Annotated in this window: 18 protein-coding genes; 8 read left to right on the top strand and 10 right to left on the bottom strand. The window is 59.3% G+C overall.

The window, feature by feature from the left end:
• Positions 1–2,112, top strand: a complete 2,112-nt coding sequence (locus AC1RPZ_RS23825) for a TonB-dependent receptor (protein WP_493139905.1) — start codon at positions 1–3, stop codon at positions 2,110–2,112.
• A gap of 57 nt (positions 2,113–2,169) precedes the next feature.
• Here AC1RPZ_RS23825 and AC1RPZ_RS23820 read toward each other — a convergent pair whose 3' ends face one another.
• The 4 genes from AC1RPZ_RS23820 to ltrA all read right to left on the bottom strand — a co-directional run bounded on the left by AC1RPZ_RS23820 (position 2,170) and on the right by ltrA (position 5,828).
• Positions 2,170–2,712: a DUF2937 family protein gene (locus AC1RPZ_RS23820; protein ID WP_493139904.1), complete on the bottom strand. Its 543-nt coding sequence runs from the start codon at positions 2,710–2,712 to the stop codon at positions 2,170–2,172.
• A gap of 13 nt (positions 2,713–2,725) precedes the next feature.
• Positions 2,726–3,502, bottom strand: coding sequence for a class II glutamine amidotransferase (locus AC1RPZ_RS23815; protein WP_493139902.1), 777 nt, complete (start codon positions 3,500–3,502; stop codon positions 2,726–2,728).
• A 32-nt stretch (positions 3,503–3,534) separates the two neighbouring features.
• On the bottom strand, positions 3,535–4,035 hold the full coding sequence (locus tag AC1RPZ_RS23810; protein WP_493139901.1) for an MFS transporter: 501 nt from the start codon (positions 4,033–4,035) through the stop codon (positions 3,535–3,537).
• A gap of 95 nt (positions 4,036–4,130) precedes the next feature.
• On the bottom strand, positions 4,131–5,828 hold the full coding sequence (ltrA, locus tag AC1RPZ_RS23805; protein WP_493139899.1) for a group II intron reverse transcriptase/maturase: 1,698 nt from the start codon (positions 5,826–5,828) through the stop codon (positions 4,131–4,133).
• Positions 5,829–6,983: 1,155 nt separating this feature from the next.
• Here ltrA and AC1RPZ_RS23800 point away from each other — a divergent pair.
• Entirely contained in the window at positions 6,984–9,038 is a 2,055-nt protein-coding gene (locus tag AC1RPZ_RS23800; protein ID WP_493139897.1) for a S9 family peptidase, read from the top strand.
• 197 nt (positions 9,039–9,235) lie between these two features.
• The gene (locus AC1RPZ_RS23795) at positions 9,236–9,709 is read left to right on the top strand and encodes a cyclic nucleotide-binding domain-containing protein (protein ID WP_493139895.1); all 474 of its coding nucleotides are present in this window, start codon (positions 9,236–9,238) and stop codon (positions 9,707–9,709) included.
• Here AC1RPZ_RS23795 and AC1RPZ_RS23790 read toward each other — a convergent pair.
• A complete protein-coding gene (locus AC1RPZ_RS23790; protein WP_493139893.1) occupies positions 9,706–9,996 on the bottom strand; it encodes a hypothetical protein in 291 nt (96 codons plus the stop codon). The two genes, AC1RPZ_RS23795 and AC1RPZ_RS23790, sit on opposite strands and share 4 nt — an antisense overlap.
• Positions 9,997–10,113: 117 nt before the next feature.
• Here AC1RPZ_RS23790 and AC1RPZ_RS23785 point away from each other — a divergent pair, with 117 nt between their 5' ends.
• The 4 genes from AC1RPZ_RS23785 to AC1RPZ_RS23770 all read left to right on the top strand — a co-directional run bounded on the left by AC1RPZ_RS23785 (position 10,114) and on the right by AC1RPZ_RS23770 (position 12,335).
• Positions 10,114–10,800, top strand: a complete 687-nt coding sequence (locus tag AC1RPZ_RS23785; RefSeq protein WP_493139891.1) for a spermidine synthase — start codon at positions 10,114–10,116, stop codon at positions 10,798–10,800.
• A gap of 48 nt (positions 10,801–10,848) precedes the next feature.
• The gene (locus AC1RPZ_RS23780; protein ID WP_123427983.1) at positions 10,849–11,223 is read left to right on the top strand and encodes a YajD family HNH nuclease; all 375 of its coding nucleotides are present in this window, start codon (positions 10,849–10,851) and stop codon (positions 11,221–11,223) included.
• A 222-nt stretch (positions 11,224–11,445) separates the two neighbouring features.
• Positions 11,446–11,916 carry an RNA methyltransferase gene (locus AC1RPZ_RS23775; protein WP_019692493.1) on the top strand — a complete coding sequence of 157 codons (471 nt, stop codon included), beginning with the start codon at positions 11,446–11,448 and terminating at the stop codon, positions 11,914–11,916.
• 77 nt (positions 11,917–11,993) lie between these two features.
• Positions 11,994–12,335, top strand: a complete 342-nt coding sequence (locus AC1RPZ_RS23770; protein ID WP_493139889.1) for a YgaP family membrane protein — start codon at positions 11,994–11,996, stop codon at positions 12,333–12,335.
• Positions 12,336–12,350: 15 nt separating this feature from the next.
• On the opposite strand, the gene AC1RPZ_RS23765 is transcribed toward AC1RPZ_RS23770, so the two are convergent.
• Positions 12,351–13,580, bottom strand: a complete 1,230-nt coding sequence (locus tag AC1RPZ_RS23765) for a hypothetical protein (RefSeq protein ID WP_493139888.1) — start codon at positions 13,578–13,580, stop codon at positions 12,351–12,353.
• Between the two features lie 38 nt (positions 13,581–13,618).
• Positions 13,619–14,068 (bottom strand): YcgN family cysteine cluster protein, encoded by a 450-nt coding sequence (locus AC1RPZ_RS23760; RefSeq protein WP_071551400.1) that lies wholly within the window; start codon positions 14,066–14,068, stop codon positions 13,619–13,621.
• A gap of 156 nt (positions 14,069–14,224) precedes the next feature.
• Here AC1RPZ_RS23760 and AC1RPZ_RS23755 point away from each other — a divergent pair, with 156 nt between their 5' ends.
• Positions 14,225–14,818 carry a nitroreductase family protein gene (locus AC1RPZ_RS23755; protein ID WP_493139886.1) on the top strand — a complete coding sequence of 198 codons (594 nt, stop codon included), beginning with the start codon at positions 14,225–14,227 and terminating at the stop codon, positions 14,816–14,818.
• Between the two features lie 90 nt (positions 14,819–14,908).
• On the opposite strand, the gene AC1RPZ_RS23750 is transcribed toward AC1RPZ_RS23755, so the two are convergent.
• The 3 genes from AC1RPZ_RS23750 to rnd form a co-directional block, all read right to left on the bottom strand.
• Positions 14,909–15,841, bottom strand: coding sequence for a D-2-hydroxyacid dehydrogenase (locus AC1RPZ_RS23750; protein WP_493139884.1), 933 nt, complete (start codon positions 15,839–15,841; stop codon positions 14,909–14,911).
• 127 nt (positions 15,842–15,968) lie between these two features.
• The gene (locus AC1RPZ_RS23745; protein ID WP_123427995.1) at positions 15,969–16,262 is read right to left on the bottom strand and encodes a YcgL domain-containing protein; all 294 of its coding nucleotides are present in this window, start codon (positions 16,260–16,262) and stop codon (positions 15,969–15,971) included.
• Positions 16,259–17,392: a ribonuclease D gene (gene rnd / locus AC1RPZ_RS23740; RefSeq protein ID WP_493139882.1), complete on the bottom strand. Its 1,134-nt coding sequence runs from the start codon at positions 17,390–17,392 to the stop codon at positions 16,259–16,261. Before rnd ends, AC1RPZ_RS23745 begins: the two co-directional genes overlap by 4 nt.
• Positions 17,393–17,482: the final 90 nt, after the last annotated feature.

Here is a 17,482-nt window from a genome sequence, read left to right as displayed (position 1 = left end):
ATGACCCGAACCAAACTCTCTCTGCTGATTCCGCTCCTTGGTTCCTTCAGCGCCCAGACCTGGGCCGAGGAGATCGAGCAGCAACCCGGCACCTTGAACATGCAAGCTACCGTCGTCTCCGCGACTCGCAGCGAAGCGAGCATTGCCTCGATCCCGGGCTCGGTCCAGGTGATCGACGAACAGCAGGTCCGCGAGCAGAGCGGCGCGGGTCGTCGGGTCTCCGACATTCTCGGACAATTGGTCCCCGGCCTTGCACCCTCCAGCGGTGGAATGAGCAACTTCGGCCAGACCCTGCGCGGGCGCAACATGCTGGTGTTGATCGACGGCGTATCGCAGAACGCTACGCGCGATAATTTCCGCCAGCTCAACAGCATCGCACCGGCCAGCATCGAGCGTATCGAAGTGATCTCCGGCGCCAGCAGCATCTACGGCGCCGGTGCTTCGGGCGGCATCATCAACATCATCACCAAGCGCAATCAGGGCCAGGACATTGCCTACAGCAGCAAACTCGGCCTGAGCAGCGGCAACAACCTCAATAGCAAAGGTTTCGCCTACGAAGCTTTCCAGAGTGCCACCGGGCGCAAGGACGCGCTGGACTGGTATGTGTCCGCCGACCTGACCCAGCGTAACGATCAGTTCGATGGCAACGGCAAGCGCATCCCTCAGGACACCTCTCAGGGCAGCAACATGGACACCGAAACCTATGACCTGCAAGGTCGTTTTGGTTACGAACTGGATGCCGACAAAAAACTCAGCCTGTCGCTGCAGGACTACAAGGATCAGCAGGACACTGACTTCACCAAAGACCCGAAAAACCTGCAACAAGCCGTGGCGGTCAAGGGGCTGAAACTCGACGACCAACCCTACACCCATAACCAGGCGGTCAACCTCAACTACACCGACCAGGACTTCTACGGTCAGGGCCTGCAGCTGGAAAGCTACTGGCGCCGGGCCGATGCGCTGTTCTTCCCGGACCTGTCACGAGGCAAGGCCGGGATCGCCGACAACAACAGCGTGCAGGATGTCTACGGCCTGCGCGCGGCCATCGACACGCCGTTGCCGGCCATTGGCAGCGCCACGGGCAATCTGGTCTGGGGCGCCGACTACGATCACGAGCGCTCCCGCCAGCGCGGTAACCAGTACACCCTCAAAGGGCTGACTTACACCAAGACCGGCACCACCTACGAGATGGGCCCGGATCTCGAAACCACCACCAAAGCACTGTTCGGGCAGATGTCCTGGGACATCGGTGACTGGACCTTGCGTGGCGGTGTGCGCCGCGAATGGATCGAAAGCGACGTCGCCGACAGCATCGCCTACGGTCAGATCGTCCAGACCGGCGTCCGCGCCACCCTGCCCGGCGACACCCTCAAATACGACGCCACGCTGTACAACCTGGGCGCGGTCTATCACCTGAGTGAACACCAGGACATCTTCGCCAATTACAGCCAGGGTTTTTCGCTGCCGGATATCCAGCGTTTCTTGCGTGACGTGAACAGCACCTTCGACATCCAGAGCCTCAACGCCCAGGCCATCAAGGTCGACAGCTACGAATTGGGCTGGCGCGGTAACTGGAACCAGTGGCAGGCCGACGTCACCGTGTATGAAAACACCTCGGACGTGACCCAGTTCTACGATGCCAATGACCGGGTATTGCGCCTGATCAACCAGAAAGAGCGGGTTCGCGGCATCGAAAACAGCCTGACCTACCGCGCGACCGATCATTGGTCGGTGGGCGGCACTTATGCGTGGGCCAAGGGCGAGACCGAGCAGAACGGCAAATGGATCGACTTGCCGGCGACACGTATCTCACCGGCCAAAACCACGCTGTTCGTCGGCTACACCGAAGACGACTACACCCTGCGTTTGCAAGGGATGCGCCTGGCCAGTTACGACGCTGCCGCCAAAGACAACAACGGGCGCGACATCGAAGGCTATACGCTGGTGGACCTGCTCGGTTCCGTGCGATTACCGGTCGGTCGTCTCGAAGGTGGCGTGTATAACCTGACCGACCGCACGTACGTCAACCTGTTCGCCCAAGCCAACGCCAAAGCGCCGTACGCCAATGCCGAAGGCCGTACGTTGAGCATGAGCTACTCGGTCGACTGGTAAAAATAGCGGCCTCCGTAGAAGGCAGTACCTACGGAGGCCGCGAGTTTTTTGACGGAGTTACAAGCCGCGCAAATCGCGTTCTTCGATCGGCCGGCTCTGGCGCAGGCGCTTGCCGCCCAACACCACCCAGTCAATCAGACGGAACAGGCATTCCAGGCCGAACGACAGCAACATCGCCGCGCTCAGCCCCCAGCCCATGGCTTCAGGCGTCAGCAAAAGCTGGTAGCTGTAGCCATTCCAGGATTCCTTGCGAATATCCGGGTCAGCGGCCAACGCCACCTGCAAGGCGCGGATGTACCACGGGCCTTGCATGGCCTGGAATTGCTTATCCAGCGCCAGTTGGCGAGTGAGCAAGGTACTCAGGCTGTCAGCATCGCTGCGAAACACCGGGTCGTCACTGGCACGGTAATGAGCGACCAGTGCTTGCAAATCACCTTTGAAGAACTGCTCGGCAGTACCCTGAAAGCCCCGCAGACCGGTCTGCGCTTCGATCAGATGCGCCTCGACCCGCTTGGCGTAATCGTTGATGAAACCCGGCACCTGCACACCCACCAACAGGCCGATCGCAAACAACACCAGCCGCAAATAACTGAGCAACATAGAAAGGTGTTCCTTATTCGGTCTTGCCTTGACTGACGCATTCACCGCGTCGCCACAGGCTCCATTGGCCCGGTTCGTAACGGGTCCAGGTTTCGTTTTCGGTCAGGGGTTCGGTGGCAATGACCGTCACCACATCGTTCGGTGTGGTTTCGGCCTGGAAGTCGACGATCACGTCCACATCCTTCAAGCGTGCAGGACCAAACGGTGCGCGACGGGTGATCTGCGCCAATTTGGTCGAGCAATAACAAAACAGCCAGTCACCGTCGCTCAACAGGCAGTTGAACACACCTTTGCTACGGTATTCAGCGCACGCCGCCACCAGGTCGGGCAGAAACTGCTCGACCTCGACCGGTTCCGGGAAGGCTTCACGCACGCGGTTGAGCACATCGCAGAACGCCGCTTCGCTGTCGGTATCGCCAACCGGCCGGTAAAAACCGGTGGTCGGCTGGAAGTCGGCGAGTTGGCCGTTATGCGCGAAACACCAGTTGCGCCCCCACAACTCACGCACGAACGGGTGAGTGTTGGACAGGCAGACCTTGCCGACGTTGGCCTGGCGGATATGCCCGATCACCACTTCGCTCTTGATCGGATAGCGCTGCACCAGCAGCGCGACTTCAGAATCACAACTCGCCGCCGGGTCCTGAAACACGCGCAGACCACGGCCTTCATAGAAGGCGATGCCCCAACCGTCCCGGTGCGGACCGGTTCGACCGCCACGCTGCATCAGCCCGGTGAAGCTGAACACGATATCGGTCGGGACATTGGCGCTCATGCCCAATAACTCACACATGGCGGGACTCTCGCTTCAATGCCTGGGCAACGTCAAAGACGGGGTTCGACTCGTGATGAACGCTGGGGGTTGCTCGGAACCGGTGGACGACCATAACGATCATCGCCAGCACCGCCAAAGGGTTGATCATCTTCCGGCTCGGCCGCCTTGGCAGCGGCTTTCGCGGCGGCCTCCCGTTCCTTGCGAGCGTTGGACGCGCGTTCAATGGGAAAGCGGATCAACACGACGATCAAGTAAATACCGAAGGCGATCATGCCGTACATGAACAGGTCGGAAATCGCGCGCCAGGCGTTGTTACCAACCTTGAACAGCAGGTCCAGGGCGGTAATGGCGATGGCCGGGGCGAATTTCTCCTTCACCGGATCGATGATGGTCGGGCTGAATAACAGCACGGCCACGAGCAGACGCAGGGGTTCGCGCAGCCAGCGCCACATCCAGCGGGTCAGGCGCATCCACACCAACAGGCAGCCCAAAGCGGCAAAGGCGTAAAGGCCCCAAGCGATCAGATAGTCGTTCTCGGTCATGGTGTCCATGGCAAGGCAGGCAAGTCGGGTAGAGACAGGCCATTACTGGCCTGCCTCCCCCTAAGAACCGTACGTGCGCCTTTCAACGCATACGGCTCAAGTCTTTAGAAAGCCCCTTGCGGAGCCGGTTTGTTCACTGTCAATCCACGGCTGTGAAGCTGTTGGTGACAAATAGGATGCAATAGTACCCGGTTATCCAGGGTGTCTCTACCGCCATGAGTGCGGTGGATAATGTGATGGTCATGCCATCCCGTTTCCTTCGTAATCGGTTGTTTGCACATCAGACACAGTCCTTTCTGGCTTTGATAGAGACTGAGAATCTGTTTGCGATACTTCAGCTTTTTCAGCATCTGTGCCGTCCGCAGCTTCTCGCCCATTTCTTCCATGGAAGGGTCGAAGGGGTTGTACTCCCCACTAACCTTCCTGTGTCGTTCGATCGGTGTACTCGCAAGCGAATACAGAGCGACCTCCTTTTTCGTCCCGTTTTCCTCCAACATCGTGGTGGCAAACACCCAACTTCTGCTTCCTTGAATTCGGAAATACTTCTTCCCGATCCATTGCAGTGACTTGTTCGGGTGCCGCCGCTTTGCCCAACGCCATAGAGCATGAAACAACAAATTATCCATGCGGCTGTAGGCCTGCTTGGCTACAACAGGCTGGTGATACAGCGCCCAGCCTTTCAAGATGGGATTGAGCAATCGAATCAAATACTCCTGCTTCGCCATCTTGTTGGCGTCGATGACCTCCTTCACCTTGTGATAGAACGCCTTGACGTTCTTCTTACTCGGTTTGATCAGAAGCTTCCCGTCGTACTTACGGAAATTCCAACCCAGAAAGTCGAAGCCTTGATCGGCATGGACGATATGTGTTTTCTCAGGGGATAACTGCAACCCGCGTACTGCCAGGAATTGCTCCACCCAAGGTCTGATTTCGCTTTCCAGTACCTCTTTCGAGTTTCCAGTAATCACAAAATCATCCGCATACCGCACCACGTTGATCTTCAGCTTTCTGGCCCTTGTCACGCCCAGATACTGCCTGAGCTGTGTTTCCAGACCATCGAGCGCCATATTTGCCAAGGTAGGCGAGATAATCCCGCCTTGTGGCGTACCAGCATCCGTTGCCTGTAGCTGGCCTTTATGAATCACGCCAGCCTTCAACCATTTCCGAAGAATCGCTTTGTCCATAGGGACGTTGGCGAGCATCCAGTCATGATTAATGTGATCAAAGCAGCCTTGTATGTCCGCCTCCAGTATCCATTGGGCCGAGACCTTCTTGGACAGGCAAACAAACAACTGACCCATCGCATCCGCCGTGGAGCGTTCGATCCTGAAGCCGTAGCTATTCGGATCGCCCTTGGTTTCTGCAATGGGGGCCAGAGCCAGCAAATACAGCGCCTGCATAGCCCTGTCAGTCATGGTTGGGATACCCAAAGGGCGTTCCTTCCCATTCGACTTCGGAATGAACACACGCCGTAAAGGTCGTGGCTTATATCCGTGACGCTTCAACCCATTTGCCGCTTTCCATTTTGCGTCGGGTGTATCCCAGAGCACGCGGTCGACTCCCGCCGTGCGCTTACCCTGGTTTTCAGTGACTCGCCGTACGGCCAAGTATCTGGCCGATCGAGAGCGGGTCAGCATCCGTTGCAGGGCTTTCACCCTGCGCCATTTGCCTTCCCGACAAGCCTTCGCAATCCGCACCTGCATTGCCCGAACATTCCGCTGAACACGACACCAATCGATGTCATGCCATTGTTGCGGAGTGCCAGAAAGCGCAGGCACGGCCATTTGGCTGTGCTCTATCATGCTGCCTTCCTCTCAAGTTTCCCCGAGCAGAAGACGTACGCATCCCCTGACGGGAATGGACGCTCCCGTCAGGGTTGGATTAGTAGGAGGCCCAATACTGCTGGGTCTCTAAGATCATTGAGACAGGTTCAGTCAGAGTTCATGCGACGAAAGACCACGCAGAAGTCTGCCCGGTTTCCCGTGGGGTAATGTCCCAACCCCTATCCGAGCCATTACAGCCCGGCTTTCGCTTTCTCTGCGATCCCATACCCACACAGCCAACAGATCCCCTTGCGGTTCACCTGCCCGAAGGCGGCCATACGGGCTTACCACGTTCCCTACCTGTCACACGATTGGTTTAGGGCCTGCCTTTTCACCGATGGTCCTATGACGACGTACCTCAAGCCTCTACAGAGGTATCCGACCACGTGCCTTTTGGCTCAAGCCTGACAGCAGTTTTGGCTTGTTCATAATTACGGCGTTTATCAGCAGTTCACTTACGTTACCCATGCCAACCAGCCTAGCGTCTCAACCCGGCACTGCTCCGAGTATCTATGCTTTACCTCGCGGCAAAAGCACACCCTGACGGGGACTACATTGTGAGAAGAGCTTCACACCTCACCGTTACCAGTGACGCATGTCTTCCTAGGCTATCGTTGGTCGCACAACGAGTCCGCTGCCACCTTGCGAGCAAGGTAGATGGACAATGACAGACAGAGCTTTCGCTCATGTCTCCGGTTTGATGTGAGCAGGGACTGCCGAGGCAGCATGCCCAAAGAATTGTTACCTCCTGTTTCAAAAGCAGGAGGAAACCCCAGCGGGGATTCTCTCCCGCATGGGTTTAGCCCTGAATAGGGCTGATGTGTAGTAGGCACTCCAGTACCGGAAAATCTGGTACTGCGGTCGAGCCACCGAGCGCTAATCGACCTTGAGTTTGCCACCGCCGCTGCGGCAAGTCCTTGAAGGCATTGGACTTCTGGGAGGGTTTTGTTTCTTGGGGTTGGATACCCAAGCTCTTGGCTTCCTTTCGGAAGCCCTTCAAGATGACTCTACACCTCGAAGTCTTGGAGACACGCTACGCGTGTCGCACAGAGGCGCTTATGATAACGGCTTTTCACCGATCAGGCTGCCCCGCTGACAGTGAAGCCCTTTTTGCATAATGCCCGAGAGCCCTTCATGCCCCTATCCGCCCACGTTTGCAGCGCCCCGATTGCCCGCAAGGCCGACGGCGATGACCCGTACGCCTGGCTGCAAGAACGCGACAGCGCGCAGGTGCTCGACTACCTCAAGGCTGAAAACAGCTATCAGGAAATGCAACTGGCCGACCAGACCGAGCTGCGTGAAACCCTGTTCAACGAAATAAAAAGCCGGATTCTCGAAACCGACCTGTCTTTGCCCTCCCCGTGGGGGCCGTACCTTTATTACACCCGCACCACCGCCGGTGACGAATATGCCCGGCATTACCGCTGCCCGCGTCCGGCCGACGACAGCCTGCTGGTCGACGAAAGTCAGGAACAGCTGCTGCTCGACCCCAACGTGCTGGCCAATGGCGGTTTTTTCTCGCTGGGCGCCTTCAGTATCAGCCCGGACCACCAGCGCCTGGCCTACAGCCTCGATACCAGCGGTGAAGAGATTTACACGCTGTTCGTCAAGGAGCTGTCCAACGGCAAGGTCAGCGAACTGGCGTTCGAGAACTGCGATGGCAGCATGACCTGGGCCAACGACAGCCTGACGCTGTTCTTCGGCGAGCTGGACGACACCCATCGCCCGCACAAGCTGTTTCGTTATCGTCTCGACGGTACCGCCGCCGAAGAAGTCTTCTTTGAGCCCGACGGGCGGTTTTTCCTGCACTGTTACCGCTCAAGCTCCGAACGCCAGTTACTGCTGTCGCTGGGCAGCAAAACCACCAGCGAGGTCTGGGTGCTCGATGCTTCGCAGCCACAACAGGCCTTCACCTGCCTGGCGCCGCGGGTTGAAGATCACGAGTACGACGTCGACCACGGCAAGCTCGACGACCAATGGAGCTGGCTGATTCGCAGTAACCGCGACGGCATCAACTTCGCGCTGTATCAGGCCACCGACACCGGCGTTGTGCCGACGCAAGACGACTGGCAAAACCTGATCCCTCACAGCGACACGGTGATGCTTGACGGCATGAGCCTGAATGCCTCGGCCATGACCCTGAGCCTGCGTGAAGGCGGTTTGCCGATCATCGAAGTTCATCCGCAGGGCCTGCCCGCTTACCGCGTGCAACTGCCGGACGCGGCCTACAGCCTGCATGTGCAAAACAGCCTGGAATTTGTGAGCGACAAGATCCGCCTGCGCTACGAGGCGCTGAATCGCCCGGCGCAGATTCGTCAGCTCGACCTCGCCAGCGGCGAACAGAAAGTGCTCAAGGAAACCCAGGTGCTTGGCCCCTTCGACGCCGATGCCTACGTCAGTCAGCGTCTGTGGGCGACCGCGCCCGATGGCACACAGGTGCCGATCAGCCTGGTGGTCAAACGCGAGATGCTTGGCCAACCGACGCCGCTTTACCTCTACGGCTATGGCGCTTATGGCGAAAGCCTTGACCCGTGGTTCTCCCATGCACGCCTGAGCCTGCTCGATCGCGGCATTGCCTTCGCCATCGCCCATGTGCGCGGCGGTGGTGAACTGGGTGAAGCCTGGTATCGCGCCGGCAAACAGGAACACAAGCAAAACACCTTCAACGACTTCATTGCCTGCGCCGAACACCTGATCGCCAACGGCTTCACGACCTCAAATCAACTGGCCATCAGCGGCGGCAGTGCGGGGGGCTTGCTGATCGGTGCGGTACTCAACCAACGGCCAGAACTGTTCGCGGCGGCGATAGCCGAGGTGCCGTTCGTCGATGTGCTCAACACCATGCTCGACCCGGACCTGCCACTGACCGTCACCGAATACGACGAGTGGGGCAATCCTGAAGAGCCAGAGGTTTATGATCGGATCAAGGCTTACGCGCCGTACGAAAACGTCAGCGCTCACGCCTATCCGGCGACCCTGGTAATCGCCGGCTACAACGACAGCCGCGTGCAGTATTGGGAAGCGGCCAAGTGGGTGGCCAAGTTACGCGCGACCAAATCCGACAACAATCTGCTGTTGCTCAAGACCGAACTGGGTGCCGGCCATGGCGGAATGAGCGGGCGTTATCAGGGATTACGTGACGTAGCCCTCGAATACGCATTTGTTTTCAAGGTATTGGGCATCGCCTGAGGAACTCCGTAAGGCGTACGGGTCTTAAATGGGGGAGCGGGCTTGCTCCGGGCGGCGATCCGACGATGGCGGTGACACATTCAACATCAATCTTGAATGTGATGGCCTCATCGCGAGCAAGCTCGCTCCCACAAGGGATTGGCAATTACCCACAAAGCCCGAACCCGCAACAGACACAAGAAAAAGACCGTGACGACATGTCAGAACCGACCCTGTTGAACAAAGAAATTCGCGACTGGCTGATGGACTGTGGCCTGTTCGATCAGCTGCAACTGGCCGATTTCACGGCGGCTGCCGGCTACTTCAGCATCAGCACCATCGCCCAGGGCGAAGAGATTTTCCACGAGGGCGATGCCGGCAGCTTCATGTGCATCATTCACTCGGGCCAGGTGGCGGTGCAGAAAACCAACAGCGACGGCCAGCGGGTGACCATCGCAACGCTACGCAGCGGCCGGGCATTCGGCGAAATGGCCGTACTCGACGGCGAACGGCGCTCGGCCAGTTGTGTCGCGGCGAGCGATTGCCAACTGCTCAACCTGGGCAAGGACTCGCTGGAAAAGATGCTCAACGACGCTCCGAAAATCGCCGCGAAGATCATCCGCGCCATTGCCGTGTCGTTGTCCAAACGCCTGCGCATGGCCGACGGCCAATTGCTCTCGCAACAGATTTAACCACCGGGGGATTTGGTTTTTTGCTGGGTCTGCTCAGGTGCCGGCAAGGTTTGATCCTTCGGTGGGTTGGGCATTTCGATCGGTGGCAACAGGATCGCACCGCCGCTGCCGTTGCCTGCCTTGGGCACACTGGTCGGGGTAATCTGCGGGTACGGCGTGGGGGTTGCGGTGCCGGGTGAGCCGGGTGCCGCTGAAGGCGTGGTGGGGATCGCTTGCAACTCTTGCGCCTGCGCCGCACTTATCGAGAGCGCGGCCAACACAATGACCGTTAGAATGGTGCGCTTCATCAATGGCTCCGTTGCCCTTGCTTGTTGCCTCAAGGCTACTCCCAACCGCGCAAGATTGCCTTTCTCAATGCCGGTTTCCCCTGCCCAATGCCAGTTTCCCTCCTTAATGAGAGCCCCATGAAACGTTTCGTTCTGCTCGACACCACCCCCATCCCCGAAAACGGCGGTGCCCTGTGCCTGTTCGAGTACGGCGAAGACTTCGTCATCAAGATCCAGGGCGGTGACGGCGGACAGCTGATGAACACCCGCATGCACGGTTCCGAGGACGCCCTGGCCGAGATTCCTTGCCGCAAGGTCGCCGGCCGGCCGAATTCACGGGTGTTGATCGGTGGTCTGGGCATGGGTTTCACCCTCGCCTCCGCGCTCAAGCACCTGGGCAAGACCGCCGAAGTGGTGGTCGCCGAACTGGTGCCGGGGGTGGTCGAATGGAATCGCGGGCCGCTGGGCGAGAAGTCCGGGCGACCGCTGCTCGACCCGCGCACGGTCATCCGCATGGAAGACGTGGCCAAGGTCCTGCAAGCCGAGCCGCAAGGTTTCGATGCAATCATGCTCGATGTCGACAACGGCCCCGAAGGCCTGACGCAGAAAGCCAACAGTTGGCTGTACTCGTCCGGCGGCCTGAGTGCCTGCGCCAAGGCCCTGCGCCCCAAAGGCGTGCTCGCGGTGTGGTCAGCCAGCGCCGACCGGCACTTTTCCGACAAACTGCGCAAGGCCGGTTTCAAGGCCGAAGAAGTGCAAGTGTTCGCCCACGGCAACAAGGGCACCCGGCACACGATCTGGATTGCCGAGAAACTCAAGGCCTGAGCTAAACTCTCGTTATAACCGTCATTAGTCTTTTACAAAGGTGAACCCATGAGTTCGTCAACGCCTCCCTCCAACACGGCCAAACTGGACCGCATCCTCGCCGACGCCCAGCGCGACCGTGAAATGGGTTACCGCGACAAGGCCCTGAAGATGTACCCGCACGTCTGTGGACGTTGTGCCCGTGAGTTCTCCGGCAAGCGCCTGAGCGAGCTGACCGTGCACCACCGCGACCACAATCACGACAACAACCCGCAGGACGGCTCCAACTGGGAGCTGTTGTGCCTGTACTGCCACGACAACGAACACTCGCGCTACACCGACCAGCAGTACTTCGGCGACGGCTCGCTGAGCACCCCGAAAATTGCCAAGGCGACGCATAATCCGTTTGCGGCTTTGGCCGGGTTGATGAAGAAAGAAGATTAAAGATCTTCAGCGCCTGAGCGGGCCTCATCGTCGGATCGCCGCCCGGAGCAAGCTCGCTCCCACATTGGTTTTGGGTGATCACAAATAGTGTGTTCACAGAGGATCCCCTGTGGGAGCGAGCTTGCTCGCGATAGCAATCGCCCAGACGCCACCAATCTACAATCTGACCGCCCTCTCGCAATCCCCGTATAATCGCGGTTTTTCTCGAAGGGCACCCCGCTCGTGGCAAACAAACGGTACAGCTGCATTGGTTTGTATAACCCCAAATCACCGGAGAACGTCGGTTCGGTGATGCGTGCCGCCGGCTGTTACGGTGTGGCGTCGGTGTTTTACACCGGCAAGCGTTATGAACGCGCCCGTGACTTTGTCACCGACACCAAGAAAATCCATCACGACATTCCGCTGATCGGCATCGACGACCTGAAGAAAATCCTCCCGCTGGGCTGCGTTCCGGTGGCGGTCGAGCTGGTCGACGGCGCCCGTTCGTTGCCCGAATACACCCACCCGGACCGTGCGCTGTATATCTTCGGCCCGGAAGACGGCTCACTCGATAAAGAGATTCGTGAGTGGTGCGAAGACGTGGTCTACATCCCGACCACCGGCTGCATGAACCTGGCCGCCACCGTCAACGTGGTGCTTTACGACCGTATGGCCAAGGGCAATAACACCCGTTCCGGTCCAAAATTTCGCTGATACGCTGAACACTGGATGGAACGAGACGGCCGCCGGCACAGTCAGTTTTATATCCATTGCCCCTGAGGAGACAGATCATGAGCGACATCAAACGCGTAGAACGTATCGACTCCACGCCGTTCCAGACGCAACCAGCGCAGAACGTCCAGGGCTGGGAACGCATCGCGAGCACGGCCGGCGGTGTGCTGATGGTCGGCAAAGGACTGCGCCGCGGTGGCGTGTTCGGCCTGATTGAGGTGGCGCTCGGTGGTGCCGCCCTGGCCCGAGGCATCACGGGCCATAGTTCGGCAAAAAGCTTCTTCGAAAAAAGTCGTCAGGACATGGCCAACGTCCGTTCAAAAATCGAACGGGCCGGTGAGGAACTGAAAACCCTGAAAGCCAACGCCGACGCGGCGACGGGCAATAAGACCGGGGGCTGATCTCTTTCGTTGTGGTTAGCGCAACAACTCGGTATCCAGCACTTTCGACGGCTCGCCGATAATGCTCTGGGCCAGCGCCACAAACTCTTTGGTGCTGACCCGCTCCAGCTGCATGGCGCCGCGTAACATGTCGTCCAGCGAACGCTTGTTGCGGGTTTTCAGACGAATTTCGCGGTCCAGTTCCTGCAGCAGTAACACCGCTTTGGCAATGGCCTCCGGACTGAGCTGATAACCGCGCAGAGTGCTGACGTTATGGCTGGCTTTTGCCATTTTGTCTTCCAGCGTCTGATAACGATCATCGCTCATGCCGCCGGCACGGCGCAGCAGCTCAATGGCGTAGTACTCGGCAAAGCCTTCGCTGATCCAGTCACTGCGATCACTGTCCTTGATCCGCCCGAACACCTGGGCCAACTCACGGATCAACGGGCTGCTGCCACTTTCGCTGACCAACGGCAACCGACTGTGCAGATAAATCGACTCGTGCCCGGCCAGGCTGCCGCGCCACATCGGGTCAGCGGCACCCACAATCAGCAGCTTACCGGGATGACGCGGATACAGCGCCTGCACTTGCGGCCAGACGAAGGTCAGCAGCGTCAACACGTCCATCCGGCGCATGCCCTGCCCTTGCGGCGAGGCGACCGTGACTTCGGTTTCACCCAGCCGCGTGCGACGGCTACCCAGGTTGCCGGCGAGCATCCAGCCCGTAGGCCGGTCGAGCCGCCGAGAAACATTGTCGATGCGGAAGCGGTTCTTGCCGATCCGCGGCCAGGCGGTCTCGACGCTTTTCCAGCCCTCCGGCAATTCGAATTCCAGGCGCGATACCAGTTCGATGCCGTCCTGCTGATCGAGGCGCGCCGCCGGCACCAGATCGTCGCCACGCATCAGCGCCCAATTCGGCGTTATGCGGGTATCGAAACTGGCGTTTTTCAGGGAGTGGCTGATGCGTACGCGGTAGGTCAGGCTGGCCTTGTCGGCTGCCGGGCGCCATACGCCACGCGTCGCGTTACCCGGTGTGAGCTGCCACTGACCGTCGGCCTTGAAATCGCTGTATTGGCTGCCGTCGCCCAGATCAAAATCCAGGCTGCGCACCACCGAGCCCTGCGCCAGCGTCAAGCGCACTTCGGCCTGATCGCTTTGCGGCAGCAATCGCACGTGGTAATCCAGATCGACTTTCCTGGCCGCCCACACCGGTGAACTCAGCAGCAAAAGCGACAATGCCAACGGCAGCTTCAACCCCACAGCCATACACACTCCTTCGTGCTGTTTTTCTGGAACGCCGAGCGTTAGCCCGCGCGAAAAATCAGATGATCTTCCCAGTCATCCTCAGCCACGCTGCCTTCGGCGAGCATGCGCCCGGACTGGGAAATACGCTCGTGGTGCACCGCGTCACGGTCGCCGCAGACCAGGTGATGCCAGAGTGGCAAGTCCTTGCCCTCACTGACCAACCGGTAACCGCAGGTTGGCGGTAGCCACTTGAACTGATCGGCCTTGCCCGGCGTGAGCTGGATGCAATCGGGCACTGAATCGCGACGGTTCGGATAGTCGGTGCACTGACAGGTTTTCAGGTCCAGCAGTTTGCAGGCGATACGCGTGTAGTAAACGCTGTTGTCTTCTTCATCCTCAAGCTTTTGCAGGCAGCACAGGCCACATCCGTCGCACAAAGACTCCCACTCCTCTTGATCGAGTTGTTCGAGGGTTTTACGTATCCAGAAAGGTTCGACTTTGGCGGCCATGGCTCAAGCATCAACATCAGGTGGTGAAAAGGCCGCCAGTCTAGTGCCCCAGCCCTCGCGGGCCAAGCGCTGGCGACTGTCGGTATAACAGGACTTGTCAGTTATCACGCCGCAAAGTAGCTTTGCGCGTCATAAACGTAGTCAGGAAACTCTTCCATGAGCGCTAATCCCCGCGTTGCCGAATATGCCATTCACCCACAGTTCACTGACCGCTGGTCCCCCCGCGCCTTCACCGGTGAAAGTATCCCTGAAGAAACCCTGCTGAGTTTCTTCGAAGCCGCTCGCTGGGCGCCGTCGGCCTACAACTCGCAGCCATGGCGTTTTCTCTACGCGCGCCGCGACACGCCGAACTGGGAGCGTTACCTGGGTCTGCTGAACGAGTTCAACCGCAGTTGGGCGCAACACGCCTCGGCCCTGGTGATCGTCATCTCGAAAACCACCTTCACCGTGCCTGGCGCGACTGAAGAAACCCCGGCCCTGTGGCACACCTTCGACACCGGTTCCGCCTGGGGCCATCTGGCGCTGCAAGCCTCTATCAGCGGCTGGCACACCCACGGCATGGCCGGTTTCGATCAAGAGCTGACCCGCAAGGAGCTGAATATTCCTGAAGGCTACGCGCTGCACGCGGCGGTCGCGATCGGCAAGCTGGGGGACAAGGCGACCCTCGCTGATTACCTGCAAGCCCGCGAAACCCCAAGCCCACGTGTTCCGCTGAGCGAGTTGGCGGCTGAGGGTGATTTCAGCCTGTAAAAACAAAAGATCGCAGCCTTCGGCAGCTCCTACAGGCGTACACAAAACCTTGTAGGAGCTGCCGAAGGCTGCGATCTTTTCAATCAGCTATCAATACCCGCGTGTGAAATCCACTTCTCCGCGCAGCGCTTCGCCCGCCTGATACGCCCGCAGATTTTCGAGAAACAACTGCACCATCATCGGCGGCGAGGTGGGCGCCGAGCTATGGCCGGTCAGCAGCAAGCCCCAGGCGGTCCAGAACGGATGACGCTGCGGCAACGGCTCCTGACGGCAGACGTCAATCACCGCACCCGCCAGATACCCTTCCTTCAAGGCCTCCACCAGGTCCGCATCGACCACCGCCACGCCGCGTCCGACGTTGATGAACAAGCCAGTCGACTTGAACTGCTTGAACAGCGCGGTGTTGTACAGATCGTGAGTGTTCGGCGTGTTCGGCAACAGATTGACCACGTAATCGACCTCACCGACCAGACGCCCCAAGTCCGCAAGCCCGGCAACTTCAATGAACGGCGCCTGCTCGCGCGGTTCGCTGGCGATGCCGTACAGCTTGACGCCGAAAGGCACCAGGAACTGCGCCACGCTCTGACCGATGTCGCCGGCACCGACGATCAGCACCTTGCGCCCCGCCAGGCTCTGACCCAGGCGGTTGTCCCACTTGCGCTCGACCTGGCTGACCAACCGCGCCAGCACTTCGCGCTCATGGCCCAGCATGTAGGTCAGCACGTATTCAGCCATGACCTGACCGAAAATCCCCACCGCACGGGTCAGCCGGTAGTGGCGTGGCAAGCCGTCGGCGAGCAACGGCGTAATACCGGCCCAGGTCGATTGCAGCCACTGAGGCTCGTGACCTTGACGCAACAGCGTCGCCAACAGGTCCGGCTGGCCGAGCCAGACCGGGCAGTCGGCGGCCAGGCTGGCCAATTCAGCGGAGTCGCCGCTGGTCAGTACTTGCAGCTCAGGCGCAGCCTGACGCAACAGTTGGGCATACACAGCGTGGTCGTGTTCAGCAATCAGAACGCGCATGGTTCAAACCTTCAAAAACAGTGCACAAGACCGCCGAAGGAGTGTTTCTCCCTCGATCGCGGCCCTCGCCAAAATAATCAATTCCATTGTTTCCAGAGGCTCTGGACAGAGCCCCTACAGATATCCGTCAAATCGGATCATTACGTCGCAGCAGCTCTTCCGGCAAGTGCTCGATGTACTCGTCTTCGGCCGGCGGCATTTGCAGGTGATAGCCCTGCTTGTCGAGGTTTTCCAGCACCAGCGTGATGTCTTCGCGCGAGAGCTTGCGCTCAGGCGTCAACACCAGGTCGAAGGCGTGATGCGGTTTGCCGAAGGCCAGCAGCAGGTTTTCCGGAACGCGCTCCAGTGCATCGCTTTTGAGCACATAGAGGTACATCTCGTTTTTCTTCAGGCTTCGGTAGATAGAGCAAATACGTTTCAAGGCTGTTCTCCGGCAGTGGCCAGGCTGTCGAGCAGGGCCTGGCCCATCAACTCGCGGCGCCAGCCACGCAGCGAATCAGGCAATTGGTAAGGGCCCTCGGGGAAGCCGCTCTTGAGCAAGGCTTCCAGGGTTTTCTTGCGTAGCATCAGTTCCGGGGCCATGTTCAAACGTTCGGCTTCGGCCTGACCGAGCGCCCGCAGACGCTTGACCAATGCCGCCGCTTCCATCGGCAATGGCTCCGGCACCGCCGGCGGCCACTGATCCGGCGAAACACTGCCCGCCTGCTTGATCAAGCCCAGCAGGAACTCACCGTCCTGACGCACGGTGCGCGGGTGCATGTCTTCGATTTTCGCCAATGCCCCGAGATTGTCCGGCTGGGTGCGTGCCAGCGGCCACAACGAGTGCTCACGCACGATGCGGTTGCGCGGCAGATCGCGGGCGCGGGCTTCGCGCTCACGCCAGGCGCAGAGTTCACGCAGCACAGCGAGTTGGGCGCGGGAGAGTTTCCAGGCCAGCTTGGCCTCGCGATACACCTCGTAAGGGTCGACTTCGCGGCGCAGATTGGCCACCAGTTCGGCGCCGTCTTCCAGGACCCAGGCGTACTTGTCGTCGGACAACTTAGGCCGCAAACGCACGAAAACCTCCGCCAGATGCACGGCATCTTCGGCGGCGTAGCTGATCTGGGTGTCCGAGAGCGGACGTTGCAGCCAGTCGGAACGGGTCTCGCCCTTGGGCAGCTCGATGCCGAGCACCTCCGACACCAGACGCGAGTACCCCATGGAGAAACCCAGGTTCAAATAAGCAGCTCCAAGCTGTGTATCGAACATGGGCGCGGGCAGGCTGCCAGTCAAACGCAACAGGACTTCGAGGTCTTCGCTGCAGGCGTGCAGCACTTTGACCACGGCCGGGTTTTCCAGCAATTGGGTCAGCGGCTGCCAGTTGTCGATCGTCAAAGGATCAATCAGGAAAGCGCGCTCGCCATCGCCAATCTGCAACAAGCCCGCGATCGGATAAAAGGTGTCGACCCGCATGAATTCGGTGTCGAGGGCGACGAACGGCAACTGCTGCCATTGGGCGCAAAACTGACCGAGGCTATCGTTGTCGCGAATCCAGTGAATATCGATGGCCACACGGCTCTCCCTTGAAGAATGGCGCGCAGTATATATCGCCCCCGGCGATTTCCGCGCACTGACTGAGCAAGAGCTTGAGCGAAAACACCC

It is taken from the genome of Pseudomonas sp. GW822-FHT02D10 (assembly GCF_058802345.1).
The sequence above is the reverse complement of the archived record's forward strand: the minus strand, read 5'-3'. Positions and strand labels throughout refer to the sequence as shown.

What these genes read in the sequence shown, in the direction of transcription:
- AC1RPZ_RS23760 (WP_071551400.1), bottom strand. Translation starts at nt 14,068, where the DNA reads ATGGCCGCCAAAGTCGAACCTTTCTGGATACGTAAAACCCTCGAACAA.
- AC1RPZ_RS23755 (WP_493139886.1), top strand. Translation starts at nt 14,225, where the DNA reads ATGAGCGCTAATCCCCGCGTTGCCGAATATGCCATTCACCCACAGTTC.
- AC1RPZ_RS23820 (WP_493139904.1), bottom strand. Translation starts at nt 2,712, where the DNA reads ATGTTGCTCAGTTATTTGCGGCTGGTGTTGTTTGCGATCGGCCTGTTG.
- AC1RPZ_RS23750 (WP_493139884.1), bottom strand. Translation starts at nt 15,841, where the DNA reads ATGCGCGTTCTGATTGCTGAACACGACCACGCTGTGTATGCCCAACTG.
- AC1RPZ_RS23795 (WP_493139895.1), top strand. Translation starts at nt 9,236, where the DNA reads ATGTCAGAACCGACCCTGTTGAACAAAGAAATTCGCGACTGGCTGATG.
- AC1RPZ_RS23825 (WP_493139905.1), top strand. Translation starts at nt 1, where the DNA reads ATGACCCGAACCAAACTCTCTCTGCTGATTCCGCTCCTTGGTTCCTTC.
- AC1RPZ_RS23765 (WP_493139888.1), bottom strand. Translation starts at nt 13,580, where the DNA reads ATGGCTGTGGGGTTGAAGCTGCCGTTGGCATTGTCGCTTTTGCTGCTG.
- AC1RPZ_RS23785 (WP_493139891.1), top strand. Translation starts at nt 10,114, where the DNA reads ATGAAACGTTTCGTTCTGCTCGACACCACCCCCATCCCCGAAAACGGC.
- AC1RPZ_RS23770 (WP_493139889.1), top strand. Translation starts at nt 11,994, where the DNA reads ATGAGCGACATCAAACGCGTAGAACGTATCGACTCCACGCCGTTCCAG.
- AC1RPZ_RS23815 (WP_493139902.1), bottom strand. Translation starts at nt 3,502, where the DNA reads ATGTGTGAGTTATTGGGCATGAGCGCCAATGTCCCGACCGATATCGTG.
- AC1RPZ_RS23790 (WP_493139893.1), bottom strand. Translation starts at nt 9,996, where the DNA reads ATGAAGCGCACCATTCTAACGGTCATTGTGTTGGCCGCGCTCTCGATA.
- AC1RPZ_RS23780 (WP_123427983.1), top strand. Translation starts at nt 10,849, where the DNA reads ATGAGTTCGTCAACGCCTCCCTCCAACACGGCCAAACTGGACCGCATC.
- AC1RPZ_RS23800 (WP_493139897.1), top strand. Translation starts at nt 6,984, where the DNA reads ATGCCCCTATCCGCCCACGTTTGCAGCGCCCCGATTGCCCGCAAGGCC.
- AC1RPZ_RS23810 (WP_493139901.1), bottom strand. Translation starts at nt 4,035, where the DNA reads ATGGACACCATGACCGAGAACGACTATCTGATCGCTTGGGGCCTTTAC.
- ltrA (WP_493139899.1), bottom strand. Translation starts at nt 5,828, where the DNA reads ATGATAGAGCACAGCCAAATGGCCGTGCCTGCGCTTTCTGGCACTCCG.